General features: G+C 53.3%; 13 protein-coding genes. All 13 read left to right on the top strand.

Features of this window, described 5'->3' with window-relative positions; genetic code table 11:
- Window positions 1–33: 33 nt before the first annotated feature.
- The 13 genes from N805_RS15755 (at window position 34) to hisH (ending at window position 15,346) form a co-directional block, all read left to right on the top strand.
- Complete coding sequence (locus N805_RS15755; protein WP_046811377.1) at window positions 34–1,467, top strand: MBL fold metallo-hydrolase; 1,434 nt, start codon at window positions 34–36, stop codon at window positions 1,465–1,467.
- Between the two features lie 256 nt (window positions 1,468–1,723).
- Window positions 1,724–2,770, top strand: coding sequence for an LPS O-antigen chain length determinant protein WzzB (locus tag N805_RS15750; protein WP_019472266.1), 1,047 nt, complete (start codon window positions 1,724–1,726; stop codon window positions 2,768–2,770).
- 322 nt (window positions 2,771–3,092) lie between these two features.
- Complete coding sequence (gene wbpA / locus N805_RS15745; RefSeq protein WP_026034556.1) at window positions 3,093–4,406, top strand: UDP-N-acetyl-D-glucosamine 6-dehydrogenase; 1,314 nt, start codon at window positions 3,093–3,095, stop codon at window positions 4,404–4,406.
- 72 nt (window positions 4,407–4,478) lie between these two features.
- Complete coding sequence (wbpB, locus tag N805_RS15740; protein WP_019472269.1) at window positions 4,479–5,429, top strand: UDP-N-acetyl-2-amino-2-deoxy-D-glucuronate oxidase; 951 nt, start codon at window positions 4,479–4,481, stop codon at window positions 5,427–5,429.
- A 132-nt stretch (window positions 5,430–5,561) separates the two neighbouring features.
- Window positions 5,562–7,394 (top strand): acyltransferase family protein, encoded by a 1,833-nt coding sequence (locus tag N805_RS15735; RefSeq protein WP_019472270.1) that lies wholly within the window; start codon window positions 5,562–5,564, stop codon window positions 7,392–7,394.
- Entirely contained in the window at window positions 7,391–7,966 is a 576-nt protein-coding gene (gene wbpD, locus N805_RS15730; protein WP_019472271.1) for a UDP-2-acetamido-3-amino-2,3-dideoxy-D-glucuronate N-acetyltransferase, read from the top strand. Before N805_RS15735 ends, wbpD begins: the two co-directional genes overlap by 4 nt.
- Window positions 7,967–7,968: 2 nt before the next feature.
- Window positions 7,969–9,066: a DegT/DnrJ/EryC1/StrS family aminotransferase gene (locus N805_RS15725; RefSeq protein WP_019472272.1), complete on the top strand. Its 1,098-nt coding sequence runs from the start codon at window positions 7,969–7,971 to the stop codon at window positions 9,064–9,066.
- Window positions 9,063–10,346: an oligosaccharide flippase family protein gene (locus tag N805_RS15720; RefSeq protein ID WP_026034558.1), complete on the top strand. Its 1,284-nt coding sequence runs from the start codon at window positions 9,063–9,065 to the stop codon at window positions 10,344–10,346. Before N805_RS15725 ends, N805_RS15720 begins: the two co-directional genes overlap by 4 nt.
- Window positions 10,347–10,456: 110 nt before the next feature.
- On the top strand, window positions 10,457–11,839 hold the full coding sequence (locus N805_RS15715) for a hypothetical protein (RefSeq protein ID WP_019472274.1): 1,383 nt from the start codon (window positions 10,457–10,459) through the stop codon (window positions 11,837–11,839).
- Complete coding sequence (locus tag N805_RS31170; protein ID WP_305366729.1) at window positions 11,836–12,444, top strand: CatB-related O-acetyltransferase; 609 nt, start codon at window positions 11,836–11,838, stop codon at window positions 12,442–12,444. Before N805_RS15715 ends, N805_RS31170 begins: the two co-directional genes overlap by 4 nt.
- The gene (locus N805_RS15705; protein ID WP_026034559.1) at window positions 12,441–13,583 is read left to right on the top strand and encodes a glycosyltransferase family 4 protein; all 1,143 of its coding nucleotides are present in this window, start codon (window positions 12,441–12,443) and stop codon (window positions 13,581–13,583) included. Before N805_RS31170 ends, N805_RS15705 begins: the two co-directional genes overlap by 4 nt.
- Window positions 13,584–13,598: 15 nt before the next feature.
- Window positions 13,599–14,735 carry an N-acetyl sugar amidotransferase gene (locus tag N805_RS15700; protein ID WP_019472277.1) on the top strand — a complete coding sequence of 379 codons (1,137 nt, stop codon included), beginning with the start codon at window positions 13,599–13,601 and terminating at the stop codon, window positions 14,733–14,735.
- The gene (gene hisH, locus N805_RS15695; RefSeq protein ID WP_019472278.1) at window positions 14,732–15,346 is read left to right on the top strand and encodes an imidazole glycerol phosphate synthase subunit HisH; all 615 of its coding nucleotides are present in this window, start codon (window positions 14,732–14,734) and stop codon (window positions 15,344–15,346) included. The genes N805_RS15700 and hisH overlap by 4 nt, the downstream gene beginning before the upstream one ends.
- Window position 15,347: the final 1 nt, after the last annotated feature.

Below are 15,347 nucleotides of genomic sequence, written 5' to 3'. Positions count from 1 at the left end.
ACTTCATTTTCGGCCCCGGCGAGTGTGCGCAGCATGGAATATCCCAGCCTTTCCCACCACGGTAGTACCCGGGGCGTCACCGGGTCTTGCCACCAGTTGCACCTTGATGCGGCCACCAGTCTGCTGATCGATTGCGGGCTTGAGCAGGGGAGCGAAGCCACGCCAGGTGCGGAAAGCGCGGCACTCGGCTTCGACATACAGGGCATCCAGGCCCTGGTCATCACCCATGTTCATCTCGACCACGTGGGCCGCATCCCTGCACTGCTAGCCGCTGGTTTCCGCGGCCCCATCTTGTGCAGCGAGCCCTCTGCCCGGCTGCTGCCGCTGGTGCTGGAAGACGCCTACAGGCTGAGCATCAGCCGCGAGCCTGCGCAAGTGGCGCGGTACATCGATTTGATCCGTGCCCTTATTGTGCCGCTGCCTTTCGAGCAGTGGCACGCGGTGATCGAGGGCCCGGGTGTTACTTGCCGCATCCGCCTGCAGCGCGCAGGGCATCTGCTGGGGTCAGCCTATGTGGAGTGCGACATTCAGCAGGGGCAGGCCAATACCCGGTACGTGTTCTCCGGTGACCTGGGCGCTTGTGGCAACCCATTGCTGCGCCCGGTGCAGCCCCCGGAGCGTGCTGACGTACTGGTGCTGGAAAGCACCTATGGTGACCGCCTGCATTCGCATGGCGGCGATCGCAGGCAGCGTCTGGAAGATGCCATCGATCGTGCCTTGGCAGACAAGGGCACCATCCTCATCCCGGCATTCAGCCTGGGCCGCACCCAGGAATTGCTCTACGAGCTCGAGGACATACTGCATCGCAAGGCTTTGCTGGGCAAAGCCGGCCCAGGGCCCGATGGCGATCCGCTCGACTGGTCGCAGCTGCCCATCATCCTCGACTCGCCATTGGCTCAACGCATCACCAGCGCGTACCGAGAACTGCACGACTACTGGAATGCCGAGGCCAGGGCGCGCCTTGCACAGGGGCGCGACCCGCTCGGCTTCAGCCAGCTGATCAGTGTGGACACCCATGCCCGACACCAGCAGGTGGTCAATTACCTGCAGAGCACCGGGCGGCCGGCGATCGTGATTGCCGGCAATGGCATGTGCTCGGGTGGGCGGATTGTCAATTACCTCAAGGCCATGCTGGGGGATCCGCGGCATGAGGTGATGTTTGTGGGGTACCAGGCCAAGGGTACTCCGGGGGCGGTGATACAGGCTAGCGAAGGGGCGAAGGGGGGTGTGCAGGTTGACTTGGATGGGGAGGCTTGTGAGATTCGGGCGAAGGTGATGACGTTGAGTGGGTATTCAGGGCATGCGGATCAGATCGGCCTATTGATGTTCGCGACCGGAATACAGCATGCGCCAACTGAGATAGTGCTGGTGCACGGAGGCAAAACTTCGAAAAATATGCTGGCAGCCGTACTAGGGCAAGCGTTTGCGCGCGGGGAATCAAGTACGCGTATTTCAGTTCCTGATTGATCATTCAGCAGAGATTTGGGGGGGGCGCAGCTACCAAGGAACCACTGACATCATAAGAGCTCCAGCCGTCTTCGTTTCATTCATCTTGACCGGGCGTTCCGGGTAGGGTGCAATCACGTGAAGCATGCGGGCAAATTGGCTCAGCGCGATGCCTCGCACCTCTATGGTGAGGCCTGTTGATCAAGCGCTTGGCCCGTACCATGGATGAGCTCAGTTTTTGAATGATGTTAGACGGCCTTTAGGATAATCAGAATAAATGCTTAACGAACCTCAGCGCCCAAATCGTGATGATGAAATCGAACTTTTCGACTTGATGCAGGGAATATGGCGGCAGAGGTTGTGGGTGGGATTGGTCGCTACACCAATTGTAGCGGCGGGCGTTGCTTATGCATTGTTGGCCACGCCAGTGTACGAGGCGAGGCTGTTCGTCGAGCCGCCCAGCCAGAATGATATTGCACAGTTGAATTTCGGGCGTGGTGGTGACTCTGGATTGAGCTACCTGACCGTGAAGGATGTGTATGACATTCACCTTCAGGCATTGCAGTCAGAGGGTGTGCGCTACGCGTTTTTCCGTGATGTGTATTTGCCAAGCTTGAGTGAAGAAAGCCGTAAGGGCTCGCGCGATTCGTTGTACGGCGAGTTTGCCAATTTGCTGACCGTGGCGCCCGCAGGTAAAGGTTCATCTACGCGCTACACGGTCACTGCTTCCGTTGCCGACCCTCAGCAGGCGGCTAAGTGGGTAGTAGCGTACAACGAGCTTGCTGCGGACAACGCCAAGCATGAGGTGCTCGAAAGCAATCGTAGTGACATGTTAGTCAAGGCAGACAATCTGCAAATGCAGATTGACGCTCAGAAAGCCAGCGCGCGGCGGGAGCGTGAAGACAGCATCGCCCAGTTGAAGGAGGCGCTGTTGGTTGCGAAATCCATTGGCCTGGAAAAACCACCAGTCATTTCGCAACCGCTGACCGATGAAGTGTCTGCCGCAATGGGGGGGGCGCTCACCTACATGCGAGGGAGCAAAGCGTTGGAGTCCGAGATTGCGAACCTTGAAGCGCGCGCCTCTGATGAGCCATTCATCCGTGGCCTACGTCCCTTGCAAGAAAAGGTCACGTTTTACCGTAATCTGAAGATTGACCCTTCGAGCATAAATGTGTTTGAACAGGATGGTGCTGTGGAGCTGCCGGACCGACCAGTTAAGCCGAAAAGGGCGCTTATCGTTGTACTGAGCGCAGTGCTAGGTCTGGGGGCTGGTGTTCTGTTTGCATTCGGCAGAGACCTCTGGATTCGGCGTCGTCCATCTTGAGTACCCTCATCACCCGCTGGTGTGTCATCGATATTGATTGATGTCAAAATACTATTGCGTGTGGGGCGATGGTCGTTTTTCATAGGGCAAGGGGCCTGCCTTGATGACGTAAGGCTGTGCAAAGGTGTAGTGTGGATGGTCGGCCTATCACGGATAAAGCGCGTTGGCGGGCTGTCGTTGCCGAGTTCATGGCGGGTCTGCGCCTCGAGCCACGGTCGTACTGTTTCGCTGGAGTTCATCCCATCTTAGGATGAAATAGATTAAACACCCCGCCTCCTGTCATGTGTGCAGGCGGGTAATAGAAAAGGGTGGTTCACGCGATATGACAGATCTCAAGAAGCAGGCGGTTGAGAAGTTCAAGGGTAAAACAGCTCTGATCGGTATAGTGGGACTGGGCTATGTTGGCTTGCCCTTGATGCTGCGTTACAACGCTATAGGCTTTAACGTTTTAGGCATAGACATTGACGAAGTAAAAGTTGAACGCTTGAACGCAGGCCAGAGCTACATCGAGCATCTTTCCAGTGAGCGAATCGCTGCGGCCCGCCAGCAAGGGTTCGAGGCGACCACAGATTTTAGTCGGGCCAGCGAGTGCGACGCCCTCATTCTTTGCGTCCCTACGCCTCTGAACAAATATCGCGAACCTGACATGAGCTTCGTCATCAATACAACCGATGCGATAAAGCCCTATCTGCGGGGCGGTCAGGTAGTGTCTCTGGAAAGTACTACCTACCCCGGTACCACCGAGGAGGAATTGCTCCCGCGCGTGCAAGAAGGTGGTTTAAAGGTAGGGGAGGATATCTTCCTTGTTTACTCACCCGAGCGGGAAGACCCGGGCAATCCGAACTTCGAAACACGCACGATCCCCAAAGTCATCGGTGGGCATACGTCAAATTGCCTGGAAGTAGGCATCGCCCTGTATGACCAGGCCATCGAAAAAGTCGTACCAGTGAGTTCGACCAAGGCTGCCGAGATGACCAAGCTGCTGGAGAACATTCATCGTGCCGTCAACATCGGTCTGGTCAACGAAATGAAAATTGTCGCTGACCGCATGGGCATCGATATCTTTGAAGTGGTGGATGCCGCAGCAACCAAGCCATTTGGTTTTACCGCTTACTATCCCGGCCCAGGGCTTGGTGGACATTGCATTCCTATCGACCCCTTCTACCTGACCTGGAAGGCGCGAGAGTACGGTGTCAACACCCGTTTCATCGAGCTCTCGGGTGAGGTCAACCAGGGTATGCCGGAGTATGTCCTTGGTAAGCTGATGGATGGTTTGAATGAAGCAGGCAAGGCGTTGAAAGGGAGCCGAATCCTGGTGCTGGGCATTGCTTATAAGAAGAACGTCGATGATATGCGTGAATCGCCCTCGGTCGAGATCATGGAGTTGATCCAGGCTAAAGGTGGCGTGGTTGCCTACAGTGACCCGCATGTGCCGGTATTCCCGAAAATGCGCGAGCATCATTTCGACCTTCGCAGTGAGCTCTTGACGGCAGAGAACCTGGCTTCGTTCGATGCTGTGCTGTTGGCTACCGACCACGACAAGTTCGACTATGCGCTGATCGAAGCCAAGGCCAGGTTGATTGTAGACAGCCGTGGTAAGTACCGTTCTCCGGCTGCTCATATCATCAAGGCTTGAACTCCGAGTAGATTTACCCATCCGCCCGGGTTCTGGCTCTGGGCGGGTTCACCTGTTTGGTAAGGAAAGTTCATGAAGAATTTCGCACTGATCGGCGCCGCTGGTTACATTGCCCCCCGGCATATGCGGGCCATCAAAGACACTGGCAACCGCCTGGTCTCGGCCTACGACATCAATGATTCTGTGGGCATCATCGACAGCATCTCTCCTCAAAGCGAGTTCTTCACAGAGTTTGAATTTTTCCTCGAGCATGCACACAGCCTGAAGCGAGAAGCCGCGAGCGCGCTGGACTATGTCTCGATCTGCTCGCCGAATTACCTGCATTACCCACATATCGCTGCGGGTTTACGCCTGGGTTGCGATGTGATCTGCGAGAAACCGCTGGTTCCCACGCCAGAAATGCTCGATCAGCTTTCGCTCATCGAAAGTGAAACGGGTAAGCGTTTGTATAACATTCTGCAACTTCGTCATCACCAGGCGATCATCAAGCTCAAGGACAAGGTTGCCACCGAGAACCGTGTACACAAATACGAAGTCGATCTCACCTATATCACTTCGCGCGGAAAGTGGTACCTGAAGAGTTGGAAAGGTGACCCTCGCAAGTCGTTTGGGGTTGCTACCAACATCGGTGTCCACTTCTACGACATGCTGCATTTCATTTTTGGCAAGTTGCAGCGCAACGTCGTGCACTATTCATCTGAGTACAAGGCCGCCGGCTACCTTGAGTACGAGAAAGCGCGAGTACGCTGGTTCCTTTCGGTAGATGCCGACGACCTACCCGAGTCGGTCAAGGGTAAAAAGCCAACTTACCGTTCAATCACTGTGGATGGCGAAGAAATGGAGTTTTCCGAAGGCTTCACCGACCTGCACACCACCAGCTATGAAGAAATTCTGGCAGGGCGTGGCTATGGTATCGAGGACGCCCGCCATTGTGTGGAGACTGTTAACGTAATCCGTAGCGCCGCGATCGCGCAGGCCAAGGATAACGAGGCGCACCCTTTCGTCCTCGGCCTTTCTCGCTGAAGCCCCAGTGATATCGGGCGGCCTGTAGGCCGCCTTTCCAGATGCGATACAACCAATAAGGTCTTAGTCAGCTTGTCCAATAACAATGAGACTTTATCGAAGAACTTGAACTGGTTACGGTCGCGTAAGGACATGCGGCTGGACGTTCAGGGGCTGCGCGCGATAGCGGTTTTGGCAGTTCTTATTTACCACATGGACAGCACCTGGCTCCCGTCGGGGTTCGTCGGCGTCTCTGTGTTTTTTGTTATATCGGGCTTTATTATTACGGCGCTACTGACTGAGCCGGGGCAGAAGATCCACTTGGCAGGCTTCTACCTGAACCGTATCAAACGCATCGTTCCCGCCTACGCGGCAATGCTGGCGGCTGTCAGCTTAGTGTCGTCAATACTATTCCTAGCTGCGGACTACGAGCTTTTTCACCAGAGCTTGAAGTCGGCGGTGTTTTTTGCCAGTAATCATTATTTCGCAGATTTTGGCAGTTATTTCGCCCCTCGTGCAGAAGAGTTGCCGCTGCTGCATACCTGGTCGCTGGCCATAGAAATGCAGTTCTATCTGTTCTTCCCTCTGGTGCTGCTTTGTTTACCGCGTTCATGGCGCCTGCCCGGCCTCTTGCTGACGGCGGCCATTCTGCTAGTGTGGAGCACAATGAGAGTGCAGGAGGGGGCGCAGGGCAGCCAATATTTCTCGCTCCTCGCTCGCACCCCTGAATTCCTGGTGGGGGGCGCAGTCGCTCTCGGTCTACGAGATCGTGAAATACCCTCGCTTGTTTCGACGCTTCTCGGCTTGCTGGGCCTGGGCTTGCTTGCAGCCAGTTTTGTGCTGATTGATAAAACTCGATTCCCCGGTTTCTGGTCGCTCGCACCTTGCCTAGGTACCGCACTGTTGATCGCGGCACGGCGAGGCCCGGTCAATAATCTCTTGGCCAGCTCAGGCTTGGTATGGGTCGGCGGCATCTCTTATTCTCTGTATCTATGGCATTGGCCGGTGCTGGCATTTATTCGCTATTACACAGGGCAGTATGAGCTAAGCGGACAGTGGTTATCCGTTGTTGTGGTGGCTTCGTTTGGCCTGGCCTGGCTGTCTTATCGCTTTATCGAGCAACCTGCGCGTCTATTGCGGAGCATCCGACAGTTGGCGCCTGGCTTTGCGGTTGTAGCGGTCGGTATCGCTTTGGTTACTCTGCTGAGTGCGAGGCTAAACACGTTGCTGGTAGGCCCGGTGCCGGTCGAGCAGGCTCGCTATGCTGCGCCTGAGCTGATTTGTCACGGGCAATTGGTAGGTGAATGCAAACGGGGCCTGGTCAGTACGGTCCCTTCGATTCTGGTTATCGGGGATAGCCACGCCGCTCAGCTGAACTATTTTTTTGATCAGGCCGGCGTCGAACAGGGGGTTGCTTACCGCGTCCTCACTGCGAGTAGTTGTGTGCCTATCCCGCGCTTCGACATAGAGCGCCTGCCTGATTATGCTCGACAGGCTTGCCGCGCGCAGATCGTAGCGGTAGAGCAGGCGCTGCCGATAATGGATAAAGTGATTATCGCCGGCATGTGGCAGTACCAGATGCAAAGCCCGGCGTTTGTAACGGCGCTCCAGGCGTTTCTGGAGGATGCTGCTGCAGCACGCAAGCAGGTTATTATCCTGGGGCAAGTGCCCATGTTTCGCTCCGATGTACAACGGGTGCGCCGGTTCAGGGAGCTTGGGCTGCCAGCAACGCTGGCTTTCAATAGTGAATGGCGCGTCGCCAACCAACAGCTGGAAAGGCTTACTGCGGGCAGGGCAGGTGTGCATTTTATGGATTTCTCCAATTCAGGCTTTTTTGCTGACGCACCTTACGAGCATGGAGCGCTTATCTACATGGATAACCACCATCTGAATGAAATTGGCGCGCGCCGCTACGGACATTTTGCGGGCGGACGGCTACAGCAGTTGTTCAACCAAACTCAATCCAGCGTGAGTCTCAAGCAATGAATCATTATCAGCACCCCAGTGCAATCGTCGATGAAGGCGCGCAGATTGGCAAAGATTCGCGCGTTTGGCATTTCGTCCATGTATGTAGCGGCGCCCGGATCGGTGCAGGTGTTTCACTTGGACAGAACGTCTTTGTCGGCAACAAGGTCGTGATTGGTGACCGCTGCAAGATTCAGAACAACGTGTCGGTGTACGACAATGTTACATTGGAGGACGGGGTGTTCTGCGGACCAAGCATGGTCTTCACCAACGTCTACAACCCACGCTCGCTCATCGAGCGCAAGGACCAGTATCGAGACACCCTTGTGAAAAAGGGCGCAACTCTGGGGGCGAATTGCACGATTGTTTGCGGGGTCACAATTGGCGAATTTGCTTTTGTAGGTGCGGGCGCGGTGGTTAACAAGGATGTACCGGCTTATGCGTTGATGGTCGGAGTACCGGCCAAACAGATCGGATGGATGAGCGAGTTTGGCGAGCAATTGGAGATAGGCACAGATGGCCAGGCCACCTGTTCAACAACTGGTGCAACGTATGTAGTGCGCGGTAATTCCCTTGAAAAATTGGATGCTTGATCATGATTGAGTTCATCGACCTGAAACAGCAACAAACACGCATCAAGGCTTCTATCGATGCCGGTATTCAGCGCGTATTGAGTCATGGCCAATACATCCTGGGCCCTGAAGTAGCCGAGTTGGAGGAGCGTCTAGCGGCTTATGTAGGGGTGTCGCATTGCATTACCTGCGCCAACGGTACTGATGCTTTGCAAATTGTTCAAATGGCACTTGGTATCGGGCCTGGTGACGAAGTGATCACGCCGGGCTTCACCTACATTGCGACGGCTGAAACCGTTGCGCTGCTCGGCGCGAAGCCTGTGTACGTCGATGTTGATGAACGGACATGCAACCTGGATGTAGCGCAACTGGAGGCTGCCATAACGCCCCGAACGAAGGCGATAGTGCCCGTTTCGCTGTATGGGCAGTGCGCTGATTTTGATGCGATCAACCAGATTGCAGAAAAATATAATCTACCCGTTATTGAGGATGCGGCGCAGAGCTTCGGGGCTACGTATAACGGGCGGCGCTCGTGTGGGTTGACCACAGTGGCATGCACCAGTTTTTTCCCAAGTAAACCCCTCGGCGGTTATGGTGATGGAGGTGCAATATTTACTAACGACCCAGCGCTTGCTCTCGTTATTCGCCAGATTGCCCGGCACGGCCAGGAAAAGCGATATCACCATATAAGGGTAGGCGTCAACAGCCGACTAGACACTCTACAAGCCGCTATACTTCTGGCAAAGCTCGATATTTTTGATAGCGAAATAATGCTTCGTCAGCAGGTGGCGAAACGTTACTCTGAACTTTTGAGTGGGCAGGATTCAATCAAACTCACCCACATTGCAGCGGATAATACCTCGGTCTTTGCACAATTCACTGTCCAGGTAGAGAATCGAGAAAAAGTCCAGGCGGAGTTGAAAATAAAGGGTGTGCCGAGTGTGGTTCACTATCCCATTCCTCTTAACAAACAAGCCGCCGTCGCTTCTGACACTTATCTCCCGGTAGGGGACGCACTGGCGACCAGGGTTTTGAGTTTGCCGATGCACCCCTACTTGAGTGATGCCGAAATCAAAGCTGTAGCAGACGCTCTGATCTATGCGTGCGGTACGAGTAAATGAAAGTTTTTGCGTATGTCTCGTCGTATTGGCGAGATATTTTTTTGCAAGCATCAGGAAACACTGTTGCACAAGTTATAGGGGTGTTAGGTATTCCGTTGCTGTCGAGGCTATATGCGCCTCAGGAGTTCGCGGTACAGAATATTTTCTTGCAGCTTGTAATGTTTTTTGCGGGGATAATGACTTGGAGGTATGAGTACTTTTTTCAGATGCTTAAAGATGACCAGCAAGCGCGTTGGTTATTCTCTGGGGTAATAAAACTTGGCTTCGTTTCGGGGGTTGTACTCACCGTTGCATTGTACGCATTCTCGGCGGACATTGCGCAATTGTTGTTGATTGATCAAGGCGCTGAAGTACTAATTGTTGCACCGATCAGCGCATTTCTAGTGTCTCTGGCGTTGGCGTTTCAACACAATGCCCAGCGCTCAGGTGCCTACAAGATCTCCGCACTATCGGAAGTGTTTGGTAAGTCAGCCTATATTGCGTCGGGTGCAGTGTTGGCGGCGGTAACCGCGAGCGGTCTAATTTTTACGACATTATTTAGTGCATTGGGTAAAATTGGCGCCCTTCTTCCCTACTCTAAAGACCTTATTTTCGGCGCTCGCGTACATGCACAGGGTACTGTGAGCCCTTTAAAAAAACATGCCAGTGGTGCCAACGCCTTGGTGATGTCACATATCCTGGTTACGGTTAGCAGTGCGGCACCCATTTTTTACATATCGGCGGTATACGGTACGGAAGTCCTTGGGCAATTCTCGATGGTCATGGCAACGATCTTCCTTCCTTCTGGATTGATAGGTGCCGCCATTGGCCAGGTTTTCTATCAGCGTGCGGCGTCGCACGCGGAGGAACCGCTGGTGCTCAGAGGGCTTTGGAACATGACCCTACGAAAACTGGCGTTATTTGGAATTCCGATCTACCTGTGCGCTGGTATTTTGTCCCCTTGGCTTTATCCGTTTGTCTTGGGAGACCAATGGGTTGATGCCGGACAGTACGCGCAAGTTCTGATGGTGGCCGCTCTCAGTGCCTTCGTCAGTACCCCCTTGGATCGCGTCTCATTGGTGCTTCGCTACAACTGGTACATGCCTGCATTACATGTGTTCAGGTTGACGGCAACAGGAGTGCTACTTACGGTAGCTACTCATTTTGCCCTTGATTTCAAAGAATTCTTGCTATTTTATGTCGTGCAGGTGTCGGCCGTGTATCTCCTAGATCTCTTATGTGCTCGTTTTTTGATCATTTACGCGGTCAGGGTCGGCGAGGCGGCAATGAAAAAAGTTTGACGTGTTGATGGATGTAGTTAAAAGCTTGGCGTGGGTGTGCTGTGATAGGTAAAGAAAATTGTATCGGCAGAAACGACAATGCGACGGCTAACCGAGAGCGATAGATCATAATGGACAATGAAATATTGGGTCGTTATAGGGAGCAGGATGCCTCAGTGCTGCCAGCTTCTCTGCTGTTAGTAAGTTTGCCACGCATAAAGCTATTGGTCGCCGTGGTATTTTATCTTTTTGCTCTTGTTTATGGCCATGATAGATACCTCTCTCTGGAGCAGGGCTTTTGGGGGTTCAATTCACCTAATTTTTATCTGAGCAATATGCTGCTCATTATAATCTTGGGGGTGGTTCCTGCTTTTGTTATGCCATTGTATCTGACGCGGCCGTCCACTTTATTTATCTATGCTTTAGTGTTTTGCGTCTACCTACCAGCGGTCGTCATCGGAATGCTTAATCATGCCGACTCCGTCGAGCGTTACTTCTGGTTGTTCTTTTGTTTTTGCATCGGTCTTGTCGGGTGTTGCTTAGCTGTTCGCTGTGTTCCCTCGCGGAGTAGCGCTTCCAGATCGTTATCGAGGCCTCTGTTGCTTGCCTGCGTGCTGGGCTCGCTAACTTCCTTTTTCGTCTTGCTCCTGACGTACCGGGACATTCTTTCATTTTCGGGCGTGGATGATATTTACGCGCAAAGGGAGAAGGGGGCGGCCACCTCTTTGTTTATAGGGTATTGCCAGGTTTACTTAGCCTATTTTTTCTCTCCAGTGCTTTTTGCTACCGGTTTGGTGTCGAGGCGTGTCCTGATCGCTCTGCTCGGTTTTGCTGGTTTTATTTTTGTGTTCATGATCACCGCTGAACGAACGGTGTTTCTGATGCCTTTCGCGATGTTTTTGATGGCGTTCATTATCAAAAGACGCGGCAGCAATCCTAATAACCCGGCGTATTTGTTTACGGGCGGCGGGGTGATGGTCTGCCTGATTGCAGCGCTCTACGATCAGATTGGTGTTTTCAGAGAGTTGGGCTTCTATTTTTATACGCGTTTGATCGCGTACCCTGGTCTGTTTGTTACCCAATATTATGATCTTTTCGCTGCGCAAGGTTTTACTTACTGGGCTCACGTGTCTGGTATCGGTCGGTTAGCTGATGTCCCTGCAGCGTTTGCAACTGATGAAAAGTGGCCGCTTCTTGGCAAAATTCTGGCTGAACGGGTGCTCGGTGTACAGAGTCAGTCGAATGCGAGTTTTGTAGCTACCGATGGTGTGGCCGCTGCCGGTGCCCCGGGGATACTGGTGATTTTTGTGCTTTACACAGCTTGGTTGATTGCACTGGATTGGGTGTCCCAAGGGTGGAACAAGGTGTTGCTCCTGACGGCACTTTTCCCCCTCGCATTTGTAACCACGAATGGACCTTTTTTTACCATGTTGGCTTCCTTTGGCGGGGGGCTGTGGATCGCAGTGCTTTGGTTTGACAGGTTCAGAATTAAACTATGGGGGCATCGACTGTGATTGGATATATCATCTCGCGGATACTAAAAAAATCACGAGGATCTGCGCTGATCGACTCGCATGTGCCTCGTAGTTCTAAAGTGGAATCTGGCAGTACCTTGTTTACCACCCGCTTTGGTGAGCATAGCTTTTGCGGGTATGATTGCACGTTTATAAAAACTACTATTGGGTCATTCTGTTCAGTTGCCAATAATGTTGTGGTGGGGGGCGCGCGACACCCAATCGAGTACGTCTCTACCAGTCCAGTGTTTCTGGCGCATAAAGAGAGTATCAAGAAGAAATTCTCTCGGCATGACTACCGTTGGGAGCCTACCACGACGATAGGGCACGATGTCTGGATCGGGGAGGGCGTTTTGATCAAGGGCGGGGTTACGATCGGAACCGGGGCTGTGATAGGGATGGGCAGCGTGGTCACCAAAGATGTCCCTCCTTATGCTATCTATGGCGGTAACCCGGCACGCCTGATACGTTACAGATTTACTGAGTCCATTATTGACGGCCTTCTGAAAAGTCGTTGGTGGGAGCTATCGGATGAGCAGTTGAGTGCGGCTGCTGTTCATTTCACCGATCCAGAAGCTTTTTTGAGAAGTCAGAATTTGCTATGAAAATAATTCATCTGTGTGTGTCATGTTTTTATATAGATGGCTATCGGTATCAAGAAAATGAACTGGTGCGCGAGCACGTAGCCACCGGTCACGATGTGTTAGTGGTGGCGTCCACGGAAACCTATCTGGATAATTTGACCCTTGGCTATACCGCGCCAGGGGATTATATGGGGACGGATGGTGCTCGGGTTATACGTTTGCCCTACGGTGGCTTCGGCCCGTTCTTTTTGAAAAAGAAGCTCAGGATTCATAAAGAGTTGGGGCGTATTCTTGAGGGGTTCGCTCCAGATGTGATCATGTTTCATGGGTTGTGTGGCTGGGAGTTGCGCACCGCTGCACGGTACAAATACCAGCACCCGAATGTTAAGCTCTATGTCGATAGCCATGAAGATGCAAATAATAGCGCAGTGAGCACGTTGTCAAAACTGCTTCACAACTTTTACTATCGTCCAATCATCAGGGCGGCGCTGCCAAATATAGACAAGGTGCTTTGCATTTCTCAAGAAACTCTCGATTTTTGCCGCAGGCAATACGGTATAGACGATGCGTCTATGGAGTTTTTTCCACTGGGTGGGAGGATCGCTGATGATTCAAGCTATACAAAAATCCGGTCTGAAACACGCAGGGCGCTGGGTGTCGATCTCGGTCAAATAGTGTTTATTCAGTCTGGGAAGTTTGATGCAAAAAAGAAGCTGGTTCAAAGTCTTCGGGCGTTCTCGCGATCGCAATCTGAAGATTTCCGGTTCTTGATCGTTGGGCAACTGCATGACTCCATCGCCGATGAGGCGCGTGACCTCATTGCCAGGGACCCCCGTATCACTTTCTTGGGCTGGAAGCCTGCCGATGAATTATATGATTTGTTGTGCGCGGCTGATGTCTACGTTCAGCCAGGGAGCCAGTCAGCGACAATGCAGATGAGCCTCTGCGCACGCCGGCCTATTATTGTTGCTGACGTGCCCAGTCATGTTCCGTTTGTGCAGGGAAATGGATGGGCCGTTCGAGACGAAAGCGATTTGCTCAGCGCCTTTGCAAAAATTGAGGCAGACCCCGGAATATTGGATATTTACTCGAAGCGGTCTTACGAAATTGCTACGAGTCTTTTGGATTATCGTCGCATGGCAAAGCGCCTGCTGACCTAATTGCTGGAACCTACTATGAAAAATTACAAAATTTGTACGCGTTGTATCATGGATACCAGTGACCCGAATATTCGCTTTGACCAGCAGGGTGTTTGCGAGTACTGCGCCAACTTCAACAGCGAGATCAAGCCCAATTGGGACACCGGCGCGCGCGGCCAGTCCGAATTGATGGCGCTCGCAGAAAAAATCAAAGAACATGGCAAAGGCAAGGATTTCGACTGCATCATCGGTTTGAGCGGCGGTCTTGACAGCTCTTATGCCGCCTACATCGCCAAGACTGTCATGGGCCTGAGACCATTGCTGTTCCACGTGGACGCAGGCTGGAACACTGACCAGGCGGTGGGCAACATTGAGCGCCTGGTTGACGGCCTCGGTCTGGACCTCTATACCGACGTGATCAACTGGGAAGAGATGAAGGACCTGCAAGTCGCGTTCCTGCGTTCGCAGATTTCCGACCAGGATCTGCCGCAGGATGCCGCCTTCTTCTCATCGCTCTACAAGTTCGCACGCCAGCACAAGATCAAATATGTTCTCACCGGCGCGAATTACTCCACGGAGTGCTGCCGCGAGCCCGAAGAGTGGGGCGGCTACCCCGGTATCGACAAGACACTCTTTGGTGATATTCACGGTCAATTTGGCAAGCGGGCACTGAAGAGCTTCCCGCTGGTTGATATCATGACCTACAAGATTTATTACCAGCGCATCCTGGGTATGCAGATTGTCAAACCACTCAATCTCGTACCTTACGTAAAAGCCGATGCCGAGGCCACGTTGGAGCGGCTGTTCGGCTGGAAGCGATTCAAGCATAAGCACCACGAGTCACGCTTCACGCGGTTTTATGAAGATTACTGGATGCCCCGCAAGTTCGGCTACGAAAAGCGCCGCGCGCATTTTTCCAGCCTGATCATGACCGGCCAGCTTACCCGCGAGGCGGCCCTTGAGCGCATTGCCAAGCCTGAGATGGACGAAAACTTCCTGAAATCCGAGTTCGAGTACGTCGCGCACAAGCTGGACTTGACTGTGCCTGAGCTTCAGGGCATTTTCGAAGGTCAGAACAAGACCTTCCGTGACTACAAAAACAAACGTTTCCTGATCGGCATTGGGGCGAGAGTGCTCAGCGCTATCGGATTAGAAAGAAGGCTGTTCAGATGATTACCATCATTGATTACGGCTTGGGCAACATCCAGGCGTTCGTCAACGTCTATCGACGTTTGCACATTCCGGTTGCGGTCGCGCAAACCGCAGCGCAACTCGAGGGTGCAACCAAGCTGATTCTCCCCGGCGTCGGCGCCTTCGACCACGCGATCGAACGGCTTGACGCATCGGGCATGCGTCCTGCGCTCGAGGAAATGGTGCAGCAGCACAAGGTTCCTGTACTGGGCATTTGTGTGGGCATGCAAATTCTCGCCAACAGCAGCGAGGAAGGGCGCCTGCCCGGCCTGGGCTGGGTGCCGGGGTGCGTCCGGTCGTTCAAGTCGGTACCTAACCTCACAGATCTGCCGTTGCCTCACATGGGCTGGAACGACGTGGCTGCGCTCGACGAAAACCCCTTGTTCAAGGGTTTCGAAGAAGAGGCGCGTTTCTATTTCCTGCACTCGTTCTTCTTTGATTGCGAGCAGCAACAGCATCGCGCCGCGATGTCTTCCTACGGGCTGGAGTTCAGCTGCGCCGTTCAGGCCGGGAACGTCTACGGCGTTCAATTCCACCCTGAGAAGAGCCACCACTTCGGTGTCGGCCTGCTGAAAAACTTCGCCGAACTGTGAG

Origin of the sequence: Pseudomonas putida S13.1.2 (assembly GCF_000498395.2) — a bacterium.
Lineage (GTDB): Bacteria > Pseudomonadota > Gammaproteobacteria > Pseudomonadales > Pseudomonadaceae > Aquipseudomonas > Aquipseudomonas putida_Q.
The sequence above is the reverse complement of the archived record's forward strand: the minus strand, read 5'-3'. Positions and strand labels throughout refer to the sequence as shown.

What these genes read in the sequence shown, in the direction of transcription:
- hisH (WP_019472278.1), top strand. Translation starts at nt 14,732, where the DNA reads ATGATTACCATCATTGATTACGGCTTGGGCAACATCCAGGCGTTCGTC.
- wbpA (WP_026034556.1), top strand. Translation starts at nt 3,093, where the DNA reads ATGACAGATCTCAAGAAGCAGGCGGTTGAGAAGTTCAAGGGTAAAACA.
- N805_RS15720 (WP_026034558.1), top strand. Translation starts at nt 9,063, where the DNA reads ATGAAAGTTTTTGCGTATGTCTCGTCGTATTGGCGAGATATTTTTTTG.
- wbpB (WP_019472269.1), top strand. Translation starts at nt 4,479, where the DNA reads ATGAAGAATTTCGCACTGATCGGCGCCGCTGGTTACATTGCCCCCCGG.
- N805_RS15725 (WP_019472272.1), top strand. Translation starts at nt 7,969, where the DNA reads ATGATTGAGTTCATCGACCTGAAACAGCAACAAACACGCATCAAGGCT.
- N805_RS15735 (WP_019472270.1), top strand. Translation starts at nt 5,562, where the DNA reads ATGCGGCTGGACGTTCAGGGGCTGCGCGCGATAGCGGTTTTGGCAGTT.
- N805_RS15715 (WP_019472274.1), top strand. Translation starts at nt 10,457, where the DNA reads ATGGACAATGAAATATTGGGTCGTTATAGGGAGCAGGATGCCTCAGTG.
- N805_RS15755 (WP_046811377.1), top strand. Translation starts at nt 34, where the DNA reads ATGGAATATCCCAGCCTTTCCCACCACGGTAGTACCCGGGGCGTCACC.
- wbpD (WP_019472271.1), top strand. Translation starts at nt 7,391, where the DNA reads ATGAATCATTATCAGCACCCCAGTGCAATCGTCGATGAAGGCGCGCAG.
- N805_RS15705 (WP_026034559.1), top strand. Translation starts at nt 12,441, where the DNA reads ATGAAAATAATTCATCTGTGTGTGTCATGTTTTTATATAGATGGCTAT.
- N805_RS15700 (WP_019472277.1), top strand. Translation starts at nt 13,599, where the DNA reads ATGAAAAATTACAAAATTTGTACGCGTTGTATCATGGATACCAGTGAC.
- N805_RS15750 (WP_019472266.1), top strand. Translation starts at nt 1,724, where the DNA reads ATGCTTAACGAACCTCAGCGCCCAAATCGTGATGATGAAATCGAACTT.